14 protein-coding genes are annotated in these 14,033 nt (G+C 57.5%); 6 read left to right on the plus strand and 8 right to left on the minus strand.

The features are described from left to right. The first annotated feature begins 33 nt into the window (after positions 1 to 33). The 3 genes from ACR0MS_RS11330 to ACR0MS_RS11340 all read left to right on the plus strand — a co-directional run bounded on the left by ACR0MS_RS11330 (position 34) and on the right by ACR0MS_RS11340 (position 3,745). Entirely contained in the window at positions 34 to 159 is a 126-nt protein-coding gene (locus ACR0MS_RS11330) for a hypothetical protein (protein WP_480572060.1), read from the plus strand. 35 nt (positions 160 to 194) lie between these two features. Next, positions 195 to 1,820 (plus strand): PQQ-dependent sugar dehydrogenase, encoded by a 1,626-nt coding sequence (locus ACR0MS_RS11335; RefSeq protein WP_480572057.1) that lies wholly within the window; start codon positions 195 to 197, stop codon positions 1,818 to 1,820. 599 nt (positions 1,821 to 2,419) lie between these two features. Next, positions 2,420 to 3,745 (plus strand): NAD(P)/FAD-dependent oxidoreductase, encoded by a 1,326-nt coding sequence (locus ACR0MS_RS11340; RefSeq protein ID WP_480572054.1) that lies wholly within the window; start codon positions 2,420 to 2,422, stop codon positions 3,743 to 3,745. Here ACR0MS_RS11340 and ACR0MS_RS11345 read toward each other — a convergent pair. The 6 genes from ACR0MS_RS11345 to cobS all read right to left on the minus strand — a co-directional run bounded on the left by ACR0MS_RS11345 (position 3,742) and on the right by cobS (position 10,996). After that, entirely contained in the window at positions 3,742 to 4,083 is a 342-nt protein-coding gene (locus ACR0MS_RS11345) for a DUF427 domain-containing protein (protein ID WP_480572051.1), read from the minus strand. The genes ACR0MS_RS11340 and ACR0MS_RS11345 overlap by 4 nt on opposite strands. A gap of 60 nt (positions 4,084 to 4,143) precedes the next feature. After that, positions 4,144 to 5,925 carry an aminopeptidase P family protein gene (locus tag ACR0MS_RS11350; protein ID WP_480572048.1) on the minus strand — a complete coding sequence of 594 codons (1,782 nt, stop codon included), beginning with the start codon at positions 5,923 to 5,925 and terminating at the stop codon, positions 4,144 to 4,146. Between the two features lie 54 nt (positions 5,926 to 5,979). Then, positions 5,980 to 7,857 carry a cobaltochelatase subunit CobT gene (gene cobT, locus ACR0MS_RS11355; RefSeq protein WP_480572045.1) on the minus strand — a complete coding sequence of 626 codons (1,878 nt, stop codon included), beginning with the start codon at positions 7,855 to 7,857 and terminating at the stop codon, positions 5,980 to 5,982. Positions 7,858 to 7,949: 92 nt separating this feature from the next. Next, positions 7,950 to 8,327 (minus strand): hypothetical protein, encoded by a 378-nt coding sequence (locus tag ACR0MS_RS11360; RefSeq protein ID WP_480572042.1) that lies wholly within the window; start codon positions 8,325 to 8,327, stop codon positions 7,950 to 7,952. 193 nt (positions 8,328 to 8,520) lie between these two features. Then, the gene (locus ACR0MS_RS11365) at positions 8,521 to 10,005 is read right to left on the minus strand and encodes a glycosyltransferase family 25 protein (RefSeq protein WP_480572040.1); all 1,485 of its coding nucleotides are present in this window, start codon (positions 10,003 to 10,005) and stop codon (positions 8,521 to 8,523) included. A 7-nt stretch (positions 10,006 to 10,012) separates the two neighbouring features. Further along, a complete protein-coding gene (gene cobS, locus ACR0MS_RS11370; RefSeq protein ID WP_480572037.1) occupies positions 10,013 to 10,996 on the minus strand; it encodes a cobaltochelatase subunit CobS in 984 nt (327 codons plus the stop codon). Positions 10,997 to 11,462: 466 nt separating this feature from the next. Between cobS and ACR0MS_RS11375 the strand changes: the two genes are divergently transcribed. Beyond that, positions 11,463 to 12,344 carry a Hint domain-containing protein gene (locus ACR0MS_RS11375; protein ID WP_480572034.1) on the plus strand — a complete coding sequence of 294 codons (882 nt, stop codon included), beginning with the start codon at positions 11,463 to 11,465 and terminating at the stop codon, positions 12,342 to 12,344. 12 nt (positions 12,345 to 12,356) lie between these two features. Here the strand turns inward: ACR0MS_RS11375 and ACR0MS_RS11380 are convergent, their stop codons facing one another. Beyond that, positions 12,357 to 12,983: a J domain-containing protein gene (locus tag ACR0MS_RS11380; RefSeq protein ID WP_171122553.1), complete on the minus strand. Its 627-nt coding sequence runs from the start codon at positions 12,981 to 12,983 to the stop codon at positions 12,357 to 12,359. 107 nt (positions 12,984 to 13,090) lie between these two features. Between ACR0MS_RS11380 and ACR0MS_RS11385 the strand changes: the two genes are divergently transcribed. Beyond that, positions 13,091 to 13,345, plus strand: coding sequence for a BolA family protein (locus tag ACR0MS_RS11385; protein WP_480572031.1), 255 nt, complete (start codon positions 13,091 to 13,093; stop codon positions 13,343 to 13,345). Between the two features lie 31 nt (positions 13,346 to 13,376). Next, positions 13,377 to 13,601 carry a GDCCVxC domain-containing (seleno)protein gene (locus ACR0MS_RS11390; protein WP_480572028.1) on the plus strand — a complete coding sequence of 75 codons (225 nt, stop codon included), beginning with the start codon at positions 13,377 to 13,379 and terminating at the stop codon, positions 13,599 to 13,601. Between the two features lie 12 nt (positions 13,602 to 13,613). On the opposite strand, the gene ACR0MS_RS11395 is transcribed toward ACR0MS_RS11390, so the two are convergent. After that, on the minus strand, positions 13,614 to 14,021 hold the full coding sequence (locus ACR0MS_RS11395; RefSeq protein ID WP_480572025.1) for a DUF4177 domain-containing protein: 408 nt from the start codon (positions 14,019 to 14,021) through the stop codon (positions 13,614 to 13,616). Between the last annotated feature and the right edge of the window lie 12 nt (positions 14,022 to 14,033).

Raw genomic sequence — 14,033 nt, forward strand, 5'->3', positions numbered from 1 at the left:
ATCACTTGCATTGAACAGGCGCGTGAGGAATGCGTGAAGTTTGTTCGGTTCGGGCTATGGCTGCAGTCGAATGGCCGCAACCACCTGACGGAATTGGTAAGCCGGGTTGATACTGTTGGAATTTCCGGTTTCTATGAGCCCGAGCAGAACCCGCAGTAATCGCGGATAACAAAAAAATTGGTTGAGGTCAGGCAATGAGCATCGTGAAACGACTGTTGAGTAGCCCCGTTATCTCGGTGACATTGGCGGGTTCGCTGGGCCTGATGATGTGGGAAGTCCACGAACTGCGCAAAAGTCACGTTGGAATAACTCATACCGCCCCGGTCTGGTCCAGTGATCGCGTGGCGCAGGTCGAAACCATTTTCACCGCCCTCAACATGAAAGAGCTGGACGTCCCGGTTGAACGTGCCGGCAGCGGTGGTGCGTTGACCAGTTTGGGAAATGACCTGATCGTCATGACCCATGAAGGGGGGTTCTTCGAAGTCAGCGGCGACGAAGCCGTAACGCTTGATATCGCGCCGCCGCCGAACGGATGGGAGGCCATGCTTGACTTCGAGAAGACCAACCCGGACTACAACTTTGCGCATTTTTTCTTTCGCTATAACGACGTAGACATCGTCGACGGAAACCTAATCGTCTCATTCACCGAGTGGGTCGAAGCAGACAATTGCTACCGCACGACCTTGTCGACTGCTCCGCTGAACGGCACCTCTGCCGACGCGGTTTCGATCAGTTCGGGTGACTGGACCATTCTTTACGCGACAGACCCCTGCCTTGCCCCCAACCCGGATGGACGCGCGATTCAGGGCCACATGGCGGGTGGCCGGTTCCGCGTGGACGATGATGGCATGCTGTACCTGGCCGCCGGCGACTATGCGATGGACGGAATATATGCGCCGGTGGCGCTGTCGCAGGACCCTGACCAGATGTATGGAAAGGTGATTGCCGTCGATACGGCAACCGGTGACCACAGTGTTGTCAGTCAGGGTCACTCGAACATGCAGGGGATCGCGCTTGATGCTGAGGGGCGGTTGTGGACGGTCGAGCATGGCCGTCGCGGAGGGGATGAGTTGAACCTCATTCGTGAGGGGACAGATTATGGGTGGCCGCAGGTTTCACTGGGCACGCGTTACAACAAACTGCCTCTGCCCGATACGCTTGACTATGGCCGTCACCCGGAATTCCAGCTTCCAGCTTACTCATGGTTGCCCTCGGTCGCCGTAAGCTCGCTGGCGCCGGTGGACGATTTCCATCCTGCGTGGGACGGTGATCTGCTCGCGGGATCGCTGGCCGGAAACAGCCTGTTCCGAATCCGCACGAACGGTGAAAGCATCCTGTTTGCAGAGCGCATTCCGCTCGGGTTTCGTATCCGCTATGTCCATCAGCATGATGACTCGATCGTGCTTTGGACTGACCAGAAGAAAGTGCTGCATCTGACGGTCGGAGAATTTGATCCAAGTTACCAGTTTGCTGTTGCCAAAATTGGCGCTCTTGATCTGTCGAACAGAACTGCCAGCGCGGTTGAAACGGCGTTGGATGGCTGCGCCGAATGCCACGGCTTTGGCGTACTCCCAAGCGCCAGCGCCCCGTCCTTGGGCGAAGTCTACGGCAGAAAGATCGCGGGTCTCACGGATTTCGACTATTCTCAATCGCTTGCCTCGGTCGGAGGAGAGTGGACGCGCGAGCAATTGGTTGCGTTTCTGGACAATCCGCAGTCCGTGGCCGCAGAAACCTCGATGCCTGACCCGGCGCTGGACGACCCGGAAGTTATTAATGCCTTGGTGGATATCCTTGTTTCACTGCGGGAGCAGGCTGAATAATCTCTGATGTTCGGGTGAAGGAAAGCTTCGGGCGTGCCTGAAGCTGAACGGGTTTATGCTCGGAAAGAGCAGTGGCGGGAAACTTGGGCGTTAGGTTTCCCAACGTGCCTAAGAGCGCGCCAAACCACCCGTGGAACTTGTCCGGCGCTGATCGGAACGTCTTGTTTTCTTGATTCAAACAGCAATTTTCAGCTATTATCGGCAAAGTTGGCCCGGCTTATTTTTAGAATTCAACCGAAATTCGTTCTTCTTAACCGGGTATCTGGCACTACAAATACACGTAATTTCAAACGACTAGACGACAAAAATACGAACTTGCACCAAGGCTCATGAGATTTGGGGGCAATTTACTATGTTTTTACTGCGTCTCGCTTTGTGTTCTTTGAATTACACAACACTCCACGCGCGCGCGTGGTGTTCGGCGCTTTTGCGGTTGCCCGACAGAAATCGGGTCAAGGATCGCTTGTTGAAGTGCGCAATATTCCACGCCGCCGCGTTAAGACGCGCAGAGCAGCCCTTGGTTCACGCCCACGTTCCGGTGAATTGTCGGGATAGAAATCCGGTTTTGAACTTGGCGTCTTGCAAAAAAGGGTCGTGCCATGCGGGTTTTTGATGCCGCCCTGATCGGCGCTGGTCCCGCAGGTTATGCCGCCCTGACCGCGATGCGAGGTTTTTCCGGGTCGTTGGTTGTTGTCACGGGTGCCACGTCCAAACCCTTTGAGGGTGGACCGGCCAAGATCGTTTCGGTCGCCTATGAACGGCGCGAGCCCGCGTATCTGGCCGAACGAACGGCTGTGTCCGGAGATGCCCCTCCTATGTTTGTTGCCGCAGAAGTTGGTGGTTTGGCCAATTACTGGGGAAAGCAGCTTCAGGTCTACGACCGGGATGACCCTTGGGGGCAGGGACGCTTCCTGGAAAATTGGAGGGCATATCGTGACGCGTGTGAAGCCGTTCAATCCGATTTCGAGGTAGTTGGCGGAGTTCGGCGGCAGTCACTGGAAAACGGGTTTGAGAAAAGCGCACCGCGCCTTTTGACGGGCACCAAGGAAAAACCGGGGTCCGGACTGCGCGCTATGGCAAATGCGGTGGAACAACGCTTGCGTCAGATGTCGGATGTCGAAATCCGCAACGGTCGCGTGCAGCGTATTGAAACCGAACAGGAACTGGTGCGGTTGGAGCTTGACGACGGCACCCGGATCAAGGCCCGTCGCGTGTTTCTGGCTGCCGGTGTCCTTGGCACGGCAACCCTGCTGGCGCGCAGCCTGCAAGCAGCGACCGAGATCAGATTTCGCGACCATGCACCCTATACGATCAACTGCCTCAGGCTTGGCCGTGTGCTGGGATCGCCGCGCAGCTATACGAACCGGGGGAATTTCAACGCGCTGACGCTCAAGTGGAAACAAGACGGGCTTTGTAAGCTGTTCGCCTCGGTCTACACGGTGTCCCAAGCCCCGCTGAGCATGCTGACGACCCGGTTCGGCTTGGGTCCGCATTTCCGCGGTCGGCGCATTGGGCGCATTATTGATTTTGTACAGCCAGTGCGAATTTGGACACCAAAAACGCTGGTGCAGTTTCACCATCTGCCGGGGCAGGACCGGATAGAAGCGATACAGACGCCGAACCCGGATAGGGACGAAAACTTGCAACATCTTCTCGACTGGCTCGCCTCTCATGGCGTGCGCGGCGCCTTGGGTATCACCGATCCCGGGCAAGGGTTTCATTACCACAGGTTGACCCTTGGGCAGCAGCATGAGCCCGTGGATCAGGTCGTGCGATCTGCTTTCAATGGGAAGGTCCGCGTGATCGACGCATCTTGCCTGCCCGAGATTGGCTGCCCTCCGCACACATTGACGTCAATGGCGCAAGCGTACGGGCGTGTTCGCCATGACATGGCGGCAGTTGAGGCAGTAAAAGAAGCGATTTAGATCTGTTCGACCTTGACCGACTCGATCCGGTAAAAGGCAACGTATCCCTTGATTTCGGCGACTGCGGGGATCGGGTCTTCATAGCTCCACGCCGCGTTTTCCGTGACAGAGGATTTGTTCACGATCGAAAAGTGGGCGGCATCGCCCTTGTGCGGGCAATGCGTGCGTTTGTCGGTGCGATCCAGAAACGCCATCGCAATGTCTGACCGTGGGAAGTAAATTACAGGTTCCAGATCACCCTCCAAAAGCTCCAGCGCATTTGTGCTTTCACCAAGGACTGCACCGCCGGAGCGGACGCTCCACTTTCCCGGCGCTTTGCGGATTGTGATCTCGGTCATGCCTGTTCCTTCCCTTTTTTCTGGGCCTCTCCTCTGCCCGGTGTTTGTAACAGTCCGGTGTCAGACCGGACTGGTTGCGGCATCCAACCACAGTTGCGCCTCCGCGCCCAGCCTTGGCCGGATTTTTTCCGCAACGTCGCGGTGATAGGCGTTCAGCCAATCGCGCTCGTCGGTGGTAAGCATCTCAACCACGATCAGCCGCCGGTCAATCGGGACAAAGGTCAGAGTACGCCAGTTCAGCATCGCGCGTTCGGTATCACCACTGGGCAGGGCAGGCGCCTCCTGTACGACCACCAGATTTTCGATCCGGATTCCGAAGGCACCCTCGCGATAATAACCCGGTTCGTTTGACAGGATCATGCCGGGTTGCAGTGGGACTGAGCTGACACGCGATAGCCGCTGTGGGCCTTCGTGAACGCTTAGATACGCCCCGACTCCATGGCCGACGCCATGGTTGAAATCCTGCCCCGCCGCCCAAAGCGGTGCCCGCGCGATGCATTCGATGTCACGCCCGGCCAAACCGACGGGCCAGCGCAGCATGGACATGTTAATCATGCCCTTCAACACGCGAGTAAAGCAGGCTTTTTCCTCATCGCCCACCTTTCCGATGGCGATGGTTCGGGTGATGTCCGTGGTGCCGTCCAAATATTGGCCGCCGCTGTCCAGAACCAGTATGTGCCCGTCGTTCAACACGCTGTCGGTTTCTTCGGTTACCCGATAGTGCATGATCGCACCGTTCGGGCCGGTTCCGGCGATCGTGTCGAACGAGATGTCCTGAAGTGCATTATCCCTGCGCCGGTTTTCTTCCAGCCGGGTGACGACTTGGGTTTCGGCCACTGTGCCGGGGGGCTGTGCATCCAGCCAGCACAGGGTTTCGACAACCGCAACAGCGTCGCGCAAATGCGCCTCGGCGCTGCCGGCGATTTCAGCCGAGTTCTTGCAGGCCTTGGGCAGGGCGCACGGGTCGCCGCCGTCGACCATCCGGTCTTGCAAGACATCTGCCACGGCTTGGGGCAGCGTGCTCAGATCGACCTGTACCTTGCCTTCAAGCGCAGCGAGGTTGTCCAAGAACGCGTTCGGCTCGTGGATATTCACCCTGTCACCCAGAGGAATGACCAGTTTCTCCTTGGCCATGAACAGATCCACCAGCCCATCAGCATGTAGGATCGCGAACCCGTGTGCCACAGGGTTGTAGCCGATATCTGAGCCGCGAATGTTCAGCAGCCACATGATCGAGTCCGGCAGGGTAATCACAGCGGCCGAGCATCCTGCATCGCGCAGGTCTTTGGCAAGGCGCGTGATTTTACTCTTTGTGGTTTCACCGGCAAAGTCCAACGGATGCGCTTTGACGGGGTTGAGCGGCGGTTCTGGTTGGTCGCTCCAGATACGGTCGACGAAATTGGGGCTGCGCACCAGTTCGATGCTGCTGCCGGACAACTCTTTCTGAGCGGCTGAGATCTGCCCGGCGGCGTGCAGCCAAGGGTCAAAGCCAACTTTTCCCCCATTGGGCAGTTGTTCCTTCAACCATTCAGTCAACCCAACTTCGGGCCACGGCACCGGAGTGTAATCGGATGCGACCTGAGCCTTGACCTGAGTGCGGTAGCGTCCGTCAACAAACACACCCGCGATGTCCGACAGGGCAACACAAAACCCGGCGGACCCGGTAAATCCGGTCAACCACGCCAGACGTTCGTCCCGGGGGGCAACATATTCGCCCTGATGCGCGTCCGCGCGCGGGATCAGGAACCCATCCAACCCCTCTTGCGCAAACTCGGCCCGTAACGCGGCCAAGCGCGGAGGGCCCTGTTCCGGACGTGCGGTCACGGCAAAGGATTGAAACATGTCTCACCTCGTTCAGATCGGAGTGCACTCCGTTTTGTTATAGGATTCGGCGCTTTAGCCTGCTTTCCTCATCCCCATGACCCTTGCGCGTGCCCTTGGGTCGCTGTCAAACAGTGCGGCCAGTTGTTCGGTCATTGCACCGGCCAGTTGCTCGACATCCGTAATTGTGACCGCGCGGTCGTAATACCGCGTCACATCATGGCCGATCCCGATGGCCAGCAGTTCGACCATCTTGCGCTTCTCAACCATTGCAATCACGTCACGCAGGTGTTTTTCCAGATAATTCGCGGGGTTAACGCTGAGTGTTGAATCATCGACAGGCGCACCGTCCGAAATCACCATCAAGATCTTGCGCTGTTCGCGCCGGGCCATCATCCGTCGATGCGCCCATTCCAACGCTTCGCCGTCGATGTTTTCCTTCAGCAGCCCTTCTTTCATCATCAGGCCCAGATTGGGGCGCGCGCGACGCCACGGAGCATCTGCGCCCTTGTAGATAATATGGCGAAGGTCGTTCAGTCGGCCGGGCTGCTGGGGGCGGCCGTCGTTCAGCCATGCCTCGCGCGCCTGACCACCCTTCCAGGCGCGGGTGGTGAAGCCCAGAATTTCGACCTTTACGTTGCAGCGTTCAAGTGTACGCGCCAGAACATCGGCGCAGATTGCCGCGATCGAGATCGGACGCCCACGCATCGACCCCGAGTTATCCAGCAACAGCGTCACGACGGTATCGCGGAACTCGGTATCCTTCTCGACTTTGAAGCTGAGCGGAGTCGTCGGGTTCGCGATGACACGCGCCAGACGTCCGGCATCCAGAATGCCTTCTTCGCGGTCGAATTCCCACGACCGGTTTTGCTGTGCCTGAAGGCGGCGTTGCAGCTTGTTGGCCAGACGGCTAACCGCACCCTTCAGCGGTTCAAGCTGTTGATCGAGATAGGCGCGCAGCCGTTCCAGTTCGGCGGGTTCGGCCAAATCCTCGGCCTCGATCTCTTCGTCGAAGGTATTCAGGTAGACTTTGTAATCAGGGTCCGCCTCGGACGCAGGCGGCGGGGCAGGCGGCTCTAGCGGGGCTTCGCCTTCGGGCATCTCGGCCTCTTCGCCCATCTCTTCGTCGGCCATCTCGTCCATCGAGACTTGGGCCTGCGACTGATCCTGCTGCTCCTCCTGGGATTGCTCAGGGGTGGCATCAGCATCCTGCTCATCCTGATCGTCCTGACCGGTACTATCCGGGTCGGGCTGTTCTTCTGCGTCGTCCTCGGCCTGATCTTCCTGCTCGTCGTCCAATTCGTCAGGGTCATCCCCCAACTGGTCGCCGTATCCCAGGTCCTTGATCATCTGGCGGGCAAACTTCGCAAACTCTGCCTGATCCGAGAGGATTTCATCGAGGCTTTCAAGCGTGCCGCCAGCCTGTTCTTCGATAAACCCGCGCCAGAGGGTCATGATGTTCTCGGCTGCCGGGGGCAGGTCGCGACCAGTGGCCAGATGGCGGATCAGGTACCCTGCTGCAACCGACAAGGGCGCATCGGCGGGTTGCTTGCACTGATCGTACCCACGGCGGATCGCCTCATGTTCAATTTTCACGTCGATATTGGACGCGGTGCCGGGCATGTCCCGCGCACCCATCGCCTCGCATCGGGCGGTCTCCATCGCTTCGTACAGGTCCCGCGCCATATCCCCCGGAGGGGCATAGCGTGCGTGCGTTGCGTCATCGTGGTACTTGCGTTGCAGCGCCAAAGCGTCTGCGGTTCCGCGTGCCAGCAGCACCTCTTCGCGCGTCATGCGGCGGCTGACTTGTGGCAGGCGCATCGATTCACCCGACATGCCCGACGGATCGACCGTGTATGAGACGTTCAGCTCGGGGTCATCAGCCATCACTTTCGTGGCTTCGGCCAAAGCTTTCTTGAACGGATCAGCGGGGTTATCGTTTGGTTTGCTCATCGGCGGCAGGTCCGGTCTTGTTCTGTCCCGGCAACCTAGAACCATTCCGGGGTCTTGACCATAGGGCCAGCCCTGTTTTCACACAAACTGAGCTACAACAGGACGGCGCGGCACTCGGATATCCGGTGTTCCAACTGCCGTTCAGCCCCCGCAGCGATCCGAGCATCAAAGCTGTAATCCATATCGGCCAACAGATACGCAACCTCAACCCAGCCCCGCACACGCCAGCGTTTGGGCTGATGCTCTTCAACACCTTCTGACAGCGCCCATGGCAAGACCGCTTCGAGCATCAGGTCGAATTGATTATGAAGCGTTTCTGCCGAACCCGCCGTTTCACCCAAACGGGCCTTTTGACGCGCGGCCAATGCTTCGAGCCGCCCTGAACATACCGCAAATAACTCGGCCCGGTCAGAAGAACCAGTTGGAAGGGCCAGAACCGGCGAGGCCAACAAGACGGCAACCGTGGTCACAACTGAAAAATATCGGAAACACGACATGCAATGACTATAGCATGGATATTTATTGTATATACGTTAATTATACAAATTACATCGGTTTATGTGATCAATACACAACATTGGGGCGTATGATCCCGAAACTGACGATATATGGGTCTGACCTATGGGCGCGCTAAGCCAGAGTTCGATTAGGCTGAAACGCTGACTACATCGCACCCACGGGTGAGCTGTAGCCATATTCCTCACAGTATTCATTCAGAAGCGCCCGGGCCTGTGGGCCGATCTTTTCCCACTGTTTCGCGTCTATCTGAGGTTTGTCGTGGTGCTTGCCCTTATAGAGCTTCTCGGCGTTTACAGGGCCGACATCCAGATTGTCTTTGTGAACCTTGAAACCTTTGTCCTGAAGAAAGTCGATCAGGGCCTCAGAGTCGGTTTCAATTCGGAATACAAAGTCCGGGTTCTGCCCGCGAATGATGGTCGCCCACAAGCAAAGCGACGCGATGGCCCGTTCGATATCCGTCTCAAAACTGTTCAGATCAATCCCGGTTTCCGCCAGAATATGCGTGCGGCGAAACTCGTACGAGGCGGGGGCATGTTCGTTTTCGCGGATAATCGAGGGAATGGCGGTTGCCGGATCCCGAACCGTTTGGATCATGAACTGCCACTTCAGGGCCTTGCGCGTTTGGGCAACAGGGTCAGCGGCCCAAGGGTTTTCCGCCGCGTCCACCGCAAACATCCACGAACTAATGCCGTCTTGTCCGTCAGCTTCGTGGCCGACATCCAGACCAGATTTGGTACAGAGTTCGGCCACGAATCCGGTTCCGGTTCGGGGATGACCAACACATAGAATTGGTCGTTGATAGACATGTTGAACATGTTGCTTCAACCGACGCTCAAACTCGGCCAGTTCCGTGTCCCGCTTGTGTTTCTTCAGGTATTCCAAGCGGTTTTTCTTGGGGTGAATATAGGAATCCGTTGCGCCTTCGGACCAAGACAAATCGGATGCAACGGGCGGAAATATCGTGAGCGAATCCTCTGGCGTCGCTACTTGGTCATGCAAAAACACATCCGATGTCGTGTCCACGCGGTCGAAGCGATCAATAAGCTTTGCGGCAAACCCCGGAGTGAGCGCATAACACGGGTTCGACATTCTGACCTTGTGATTTGTGCGGAACCGCTTGAAACGGCCATGATCCTTGGACAATGCCCACCCAAGTCGCAACATCATTGTTGATCTTGGGGTGAAGTCGATGTTTCCACGCTCGATTCCGTGCCAGAGCCTTCGCAAGACACGCGACGTCCACGGGTGCAGCACAATATCATCTTCCATCACGAGAACCCGACCGTCCTGCTGGCTGGTCAGCCGCCATATGTCCAAGTGACTGGCAAAGTTTGCGACCTGCTGAGGAATCAGCACGTTATTGGGGCAATCGCAATCATCCTTCCCGCACCGAAAACACGGCGGGAAGGTCGCTATGCGCTGTTCTTCATAGAGCGACTGAACGGCTGGATGATCCGGCGTAAAAGCGTCGTGCCATTCAAATGAGGTGATCCCGAACTCTGCCAGATGAGAGGGGATACGATCGCGACGCTCCTGAGCCTCGGGAAGGCTCAGGACAATGATCCGGTCGACTATTCCTTCAAAGACACCGAGCCCGGTGGTCGGGCACGGGTCAGATCGGAACAACATCTACGACTTATCCCAACGAGGCGTTTGCCGCGCTTTCCGGGAGTTCCTCGTCAAAGCAGCGCTGGTAGAATTCCGCGACCGTCTGGCGCTCCAGCTCATCACACTTGTTCAGGAAGGACAGGCGGAACGCGTAGCCGACATTGCGGAAAATCTCGGCGTTCTGCGCCCAGTTGATGACGGTTCGGGGGCTCATGACGGTCGACAGATCGCCGTTCATGAATGCGGTTCGCGTCAGGTCTGCAACGGTGACCATCTGGCTGACGATCTTGCGCCCTTCTGCCGTGTTATAGTGCGGCGCCTTGGACAGAACGATCATCGTCTCGGCGTCGTGGCTGAGGTAGTTCAGCGTTGCGACCAGAGACCAGCGGTCCATCTGGGCCTGGTTGATCTGCTGGGTACCGTGATACAGGCCCGTCGTGTCGCCCAGACCAACAGTGTTGGCGGTGGCGAACATACGGAAATACCGGTGCGGCGTCAGAATCTCGTTCTGGTCCAGCAGGGTCAGGCTGCCGTTGGCTTCCAGCACGCGCTGCAGCACAAACATCACGTCCGCACGCCCGGCGTCGTATTCGTCGAACACGATCGCAACCGGATTGCGCAGGGCCCAAGGCAGGATACCTTCGCTGAATTCAGTGATTTGAACGCCATCGCGCAGCTTGATCGCATCCTTACCGATCAGGTCAATCCGGCTGATGTGGCTGTCGAGGTTCACGCGCACGGCGGGCCAGTTCAGACGCGCGGCGACCTGTTCGATATGCGTCGATTTACCCGTGCCGTGATAGCCTTGGATCATCACCCGGCGGTTGTGGGTAAATCCAGCCAAAATCGCCAGCGTGGTTTCAGGGTCGAACTTGTAGGTCGGATCAACTTCGGGCACCCGCTCGGTCACTTCGTAGAAGCGTTTGACGTGCATGTCGGTGTCGATGCCGAAGACTTCGCGAACCGAAATCTCTTCTGATGGTTTTGCGTTTGCGTCAATCGGCCAATCCATGCCTGTCGTCCTTATCCTGATACCGCAGCCTCACGAGGGGCCTCCGACCCTGTGTGTGGTGCAACAATTTACGAGTGAGGGCAAGGGAAAGCCGCCCGCGTCGTGACGCAGGCGAGTGTTTCTTCGGTGTTGGCCGCAAAGTCGTGTATTTTTCGTCACTGAGACATGTCGCTGCTGGCTTCGTTTAGCTGCGTTCATTCACGGCCCCATGCACGTCTGAAAATCGCTCCTCTGTCAGGATGAACCAGCAATTGTCGAAGAGCACCGCGGCAATCATGCGAATAATCAGTTAATATGTTGCTTTGATTTGCGCGAGTTGATGATTAAGCTCACGATGTGCAGGGTTTTGTAAAGAGTACTGAGTGCGGGGTCATGGTTTCCAAGGTCAAACCCACTTCTGATTGTCGCGCTATGGCGGGCGATGGCTGGACCGTTTTGAGGCCCTACCGGGCAAGGGGTGCAGTGCATGGCATTTGACGTGCTTCTTCATGATGTCAGGACCAATGGCATCGGCGACTATTCCGTTCGCAGCTCGACGCAAACTGCAATCATTGATGGCCAGACAATCTCGTTTGATGGGGGGGCGACCTATCAGCCCTATACCTATCTTGGTCAGGGGAACTATCGGGGAACCGGGGAATCCGGTGAATTTATCCAAGTAGGCGGCAATATCTATGCTTGGGATACCGACAATCCGACTGGCCCAATGCAAACCGGCAACTGGAAGATTGATCAGGGCGATCTCGATCCGACGGACCCGCCATGCTTTGTCGCGGGTACGTTGATCGAGACAGATCAAGGTTCACGCGCGGTAGAGGACCTGAAAGTCGGCGATTGGGTTCTTGGGGCCGAGGGGCAATCTCTACCCATTGTCTGGATCGGTCAGCGAACCCTTACTGCACAGACCTTGCATTTACAGCCAAAGTACCGGCCAGTGCGGATCCAACGGGATGCGTTGGGTGCGGGATTGCCCAACCGCGATCTATATGTGTCGCCGCAACATCGGATCGTTCTCGAGGGGTGGCGGGCCGAATTGCTGTTCGGTGAAGAAAGCGTATTTTGTGCCGCCATTCATCTGGTCAACGGAGATACGGTTCATCAGGTGCAAGCAGATAAGCCGGTGACGTATTATCACATCGCCTGCGAGGAACACGCCATTCTGACTTCCCACGGTTTGCGCAGCGAAAGCCTGTTTCTTGGGGATCGCGCGCTGAAGTCCTTTCAGCGCGAGGACGTCGCCGAATTGCTTGCGCTGTTTCCCGAACTGGAAAGCAACAGGTCAAGGCAACAAACGCGGCTGCGTTGCCTCAAGCGGGCCGAAGCCAGCGCATTGCAAGGTTTGTTCTGACGATCTGCCGAATTATTTGAAGTTCCGGCTGTCCTTGATCTGATCCCAGGCCCAGACGACCTCTTGCAACTGTTCTTCCTGGCTGCGATCGCCGCCGTTCATGTCCGGGTGCAGCACCTTGATCAGTTTCTTGTAGGCCTTGCGCACCTCGGCTTTGGTCCAACTGTCATTGGCTTCCAGAATCTCAATCGCGCGGCGTTCCGTGGGGGGCAGACGGCGGCCGCCACCGCCCGACGTGCGGCCGGGGTTCTTGGTGGCGTTCGCGCCCAGAACCTGATGCGGGTCTTCGATGCCCAAACGGGCCCATGCGCGCGCTTCGGGGTCGCCCATGGGCTTGGTCTCGCGCTCCCACACTTTATCCTTGGATCGCTGCGCGTTCAGTTCAGCCTCGGTCGTGCCGTCGAAGAAGTTCCATTTCTGGTTATATTCGCGCACGTGCTGCTGGCAGAACCAGAAGAAATCGTCCAGCACGTCCGGCGCTTTGGGCGCGCGGAATTTGCCCGCCTCTTCACAGCCTTCGTGGTCGCAGATTCGCACCGATGTCTCAGACGCGCCCGACATCCCCCGACGCCCGCGCGGGTTCTTTTTCTTGGCGTTGGAGACGGACATATCGAATCCGAAAGGGTCTGATTTCGTCATGCTGTGATCCTTAAGAACGCATCTTCTCGACTCGGAGGCAGCAGTTTAGTCTAAGCAGCCGAAAGTAGAAGAGGGGGGCGGTAAAATTTTTGCCGCTAGGCGTAAAAATGACTGTGACTGACGAAATCCGAACCTGCCTGCAAGCTGCCTTTGATCCGCATGAGCTTGAGGTGGTCGACGACAGCGAAAGCCATCGTGGGCATTCCGGCTATCAAGACGGCGGTGAGAGCCATTTCAACGTCCGTATCCGCGCCACGGCCTTCAAGGGACAATCCCGCGTCGCACGTCACAGGGCGGTCCATAAAGCGCTGGGAGACATCGTGCCGCGCATCCACGCGCTGGCGCTGGATATTGGTGAGTGACCGCGCCAGCTCGTTTATTGAGGAGGGGGAGATGGAAGCCAAAGAGACAATCGTTACACTGGAATCGACGTTGACGTGTCCCGCCTGCGGGTATGTCGAAACGGAAACCATGCCAACAGACGCGTGCCAGTGGTTTTACGAATGCAAATCCTGTGGTGAAGTTCTGAAGCCGCTGGAAGGTGATTGCTGTGTCTACTGCTCTTACGCAACAGTGCCATGCCCGCCGATCCAAGCAGGGCAGGCGTGCTGCGGATAAGTTCGACCCCCGCTAAGGTTTTTCCTGAGGCTCGGGGGCTTCTGCCCCTTTCAGTGACAGCGGCGGTTCCTTTACCTCTTCGGCGATCGGAGCTGGGGCAACTACGGCCTCAGGTCCCGGCAAGGGCTGCGCCAGCGGCACACCCTCGGGCGTTTCGCTTGGGCCACGGGTTGAGACAAAGCCCACTTCAATTTCGCGTCGAAAGACCAGAACATTGCGCCAGTTCACGGTGGAACTGGTCAGGCCCGAACGCTCTTCGCTGGGCAGCAGTTCCGCGCGCTGGTATTCCCAGCCGTCCTGCCCCATCTGGTTCAGCACCTGTTCAACCGAGGCCGCGAACCGGTCTTCGGCGGTTTTGGCTCCTTTCGCCTTGCCGCCTTTTTGCGGGGCGGGGACAACTTTGTATTCGTAGCGCGGCATCGGATCTTCCTA

It is taken from the genome of Ruegeria sp. CJ2 (assembly GCF_056536745.1).

Bases quoted from the DNA above. Each gene is read 5' to 3' on its own strand.
- ACR0MS_RS11345 (WP_480572051.1), bottom strand. From the start codon at position 4,083: ATGACCGAGATCACAATCCGCAAAGCGCCGGGAAAGTGGAGCGTCCGC.
- ACR0MS_RS11390 (WP_480572028.1), top strand. From the start codon at position 13,377: ATGGAAGCCAAAGAGACAATCGTTACACTGGAATCGACGTTGACGTGT.
- ACR0MS_RS11375 (WP_480572034.1), top strand. From the start codon at position 11,463: ATGGCATTTGACGTGCTTCTTCATGATGTCAGGACCAATGGCATCGGC.
- cobT (WP_480572045.1), bottom strand. From the start codon at position 7,857: ATGAGCAAACCAAACGATAACCCCGCTGATCCGTTCAAGAAAGCTTTG.
- ACR0MS_RS11335 (WP_480572057.1), top strand. From the start codon at position 195: ATGAGCATCGTGAAACGACTGTTGAGTAGCCCCGTTATCTCGGTGACA.
- ACR0MS_RS11385 (WP_480572031.1), top strand. From the start codon at position 13,091: ATGACTGTGACTGACGAAATCCGAACCTGCCTGCAAGCTGCCTTTGAT.
- ACR0MS_RS11380 (WP_171122553.1), bottom strand. From the start codon at position 12,983: ATGACGAAATCAGACCCTTTCGGATTCGATATGTCCGTCTCCAACGCC.
- ACR0MS_RS11365 (WP_480572040.1), bottom strand. From the start codon at position 10,005: ATGTTGTTCCGATCTGACCCGTGCCCGACCACCGGGCTCGGTGTCTTT.
- ACR0MS_RS11340 (WP_480572054.1), top strand. From the start codon at position 2,420: ATGCGGGTTTTTGATGCCGCCCTGATCGGCGCTGGTCCCGCAGGTTAT.
- cobS (WP_480572037.1), bottom strand. From the start codon at position 10,996: ATGGATTGGCCGATTGACGCAAACGCAAAACCATCAGAAGAGATTTCG.
- ACR0MS_RS11395 (WP_480572025.1), bottom strand. From the start codon at position 14,021: ATGCCGCGCTACGAATACAAAGTTGTCCCCGCCCCGCAAAAAGGCGGC.
- ACR0MS_RS11350 (WP_480572048.1), bottom strand. From the start codon at position 5,925: ATGTTTCAATCCTTTGCCGTGACCGCACGTCCGGAACAGGGCCCTCCG.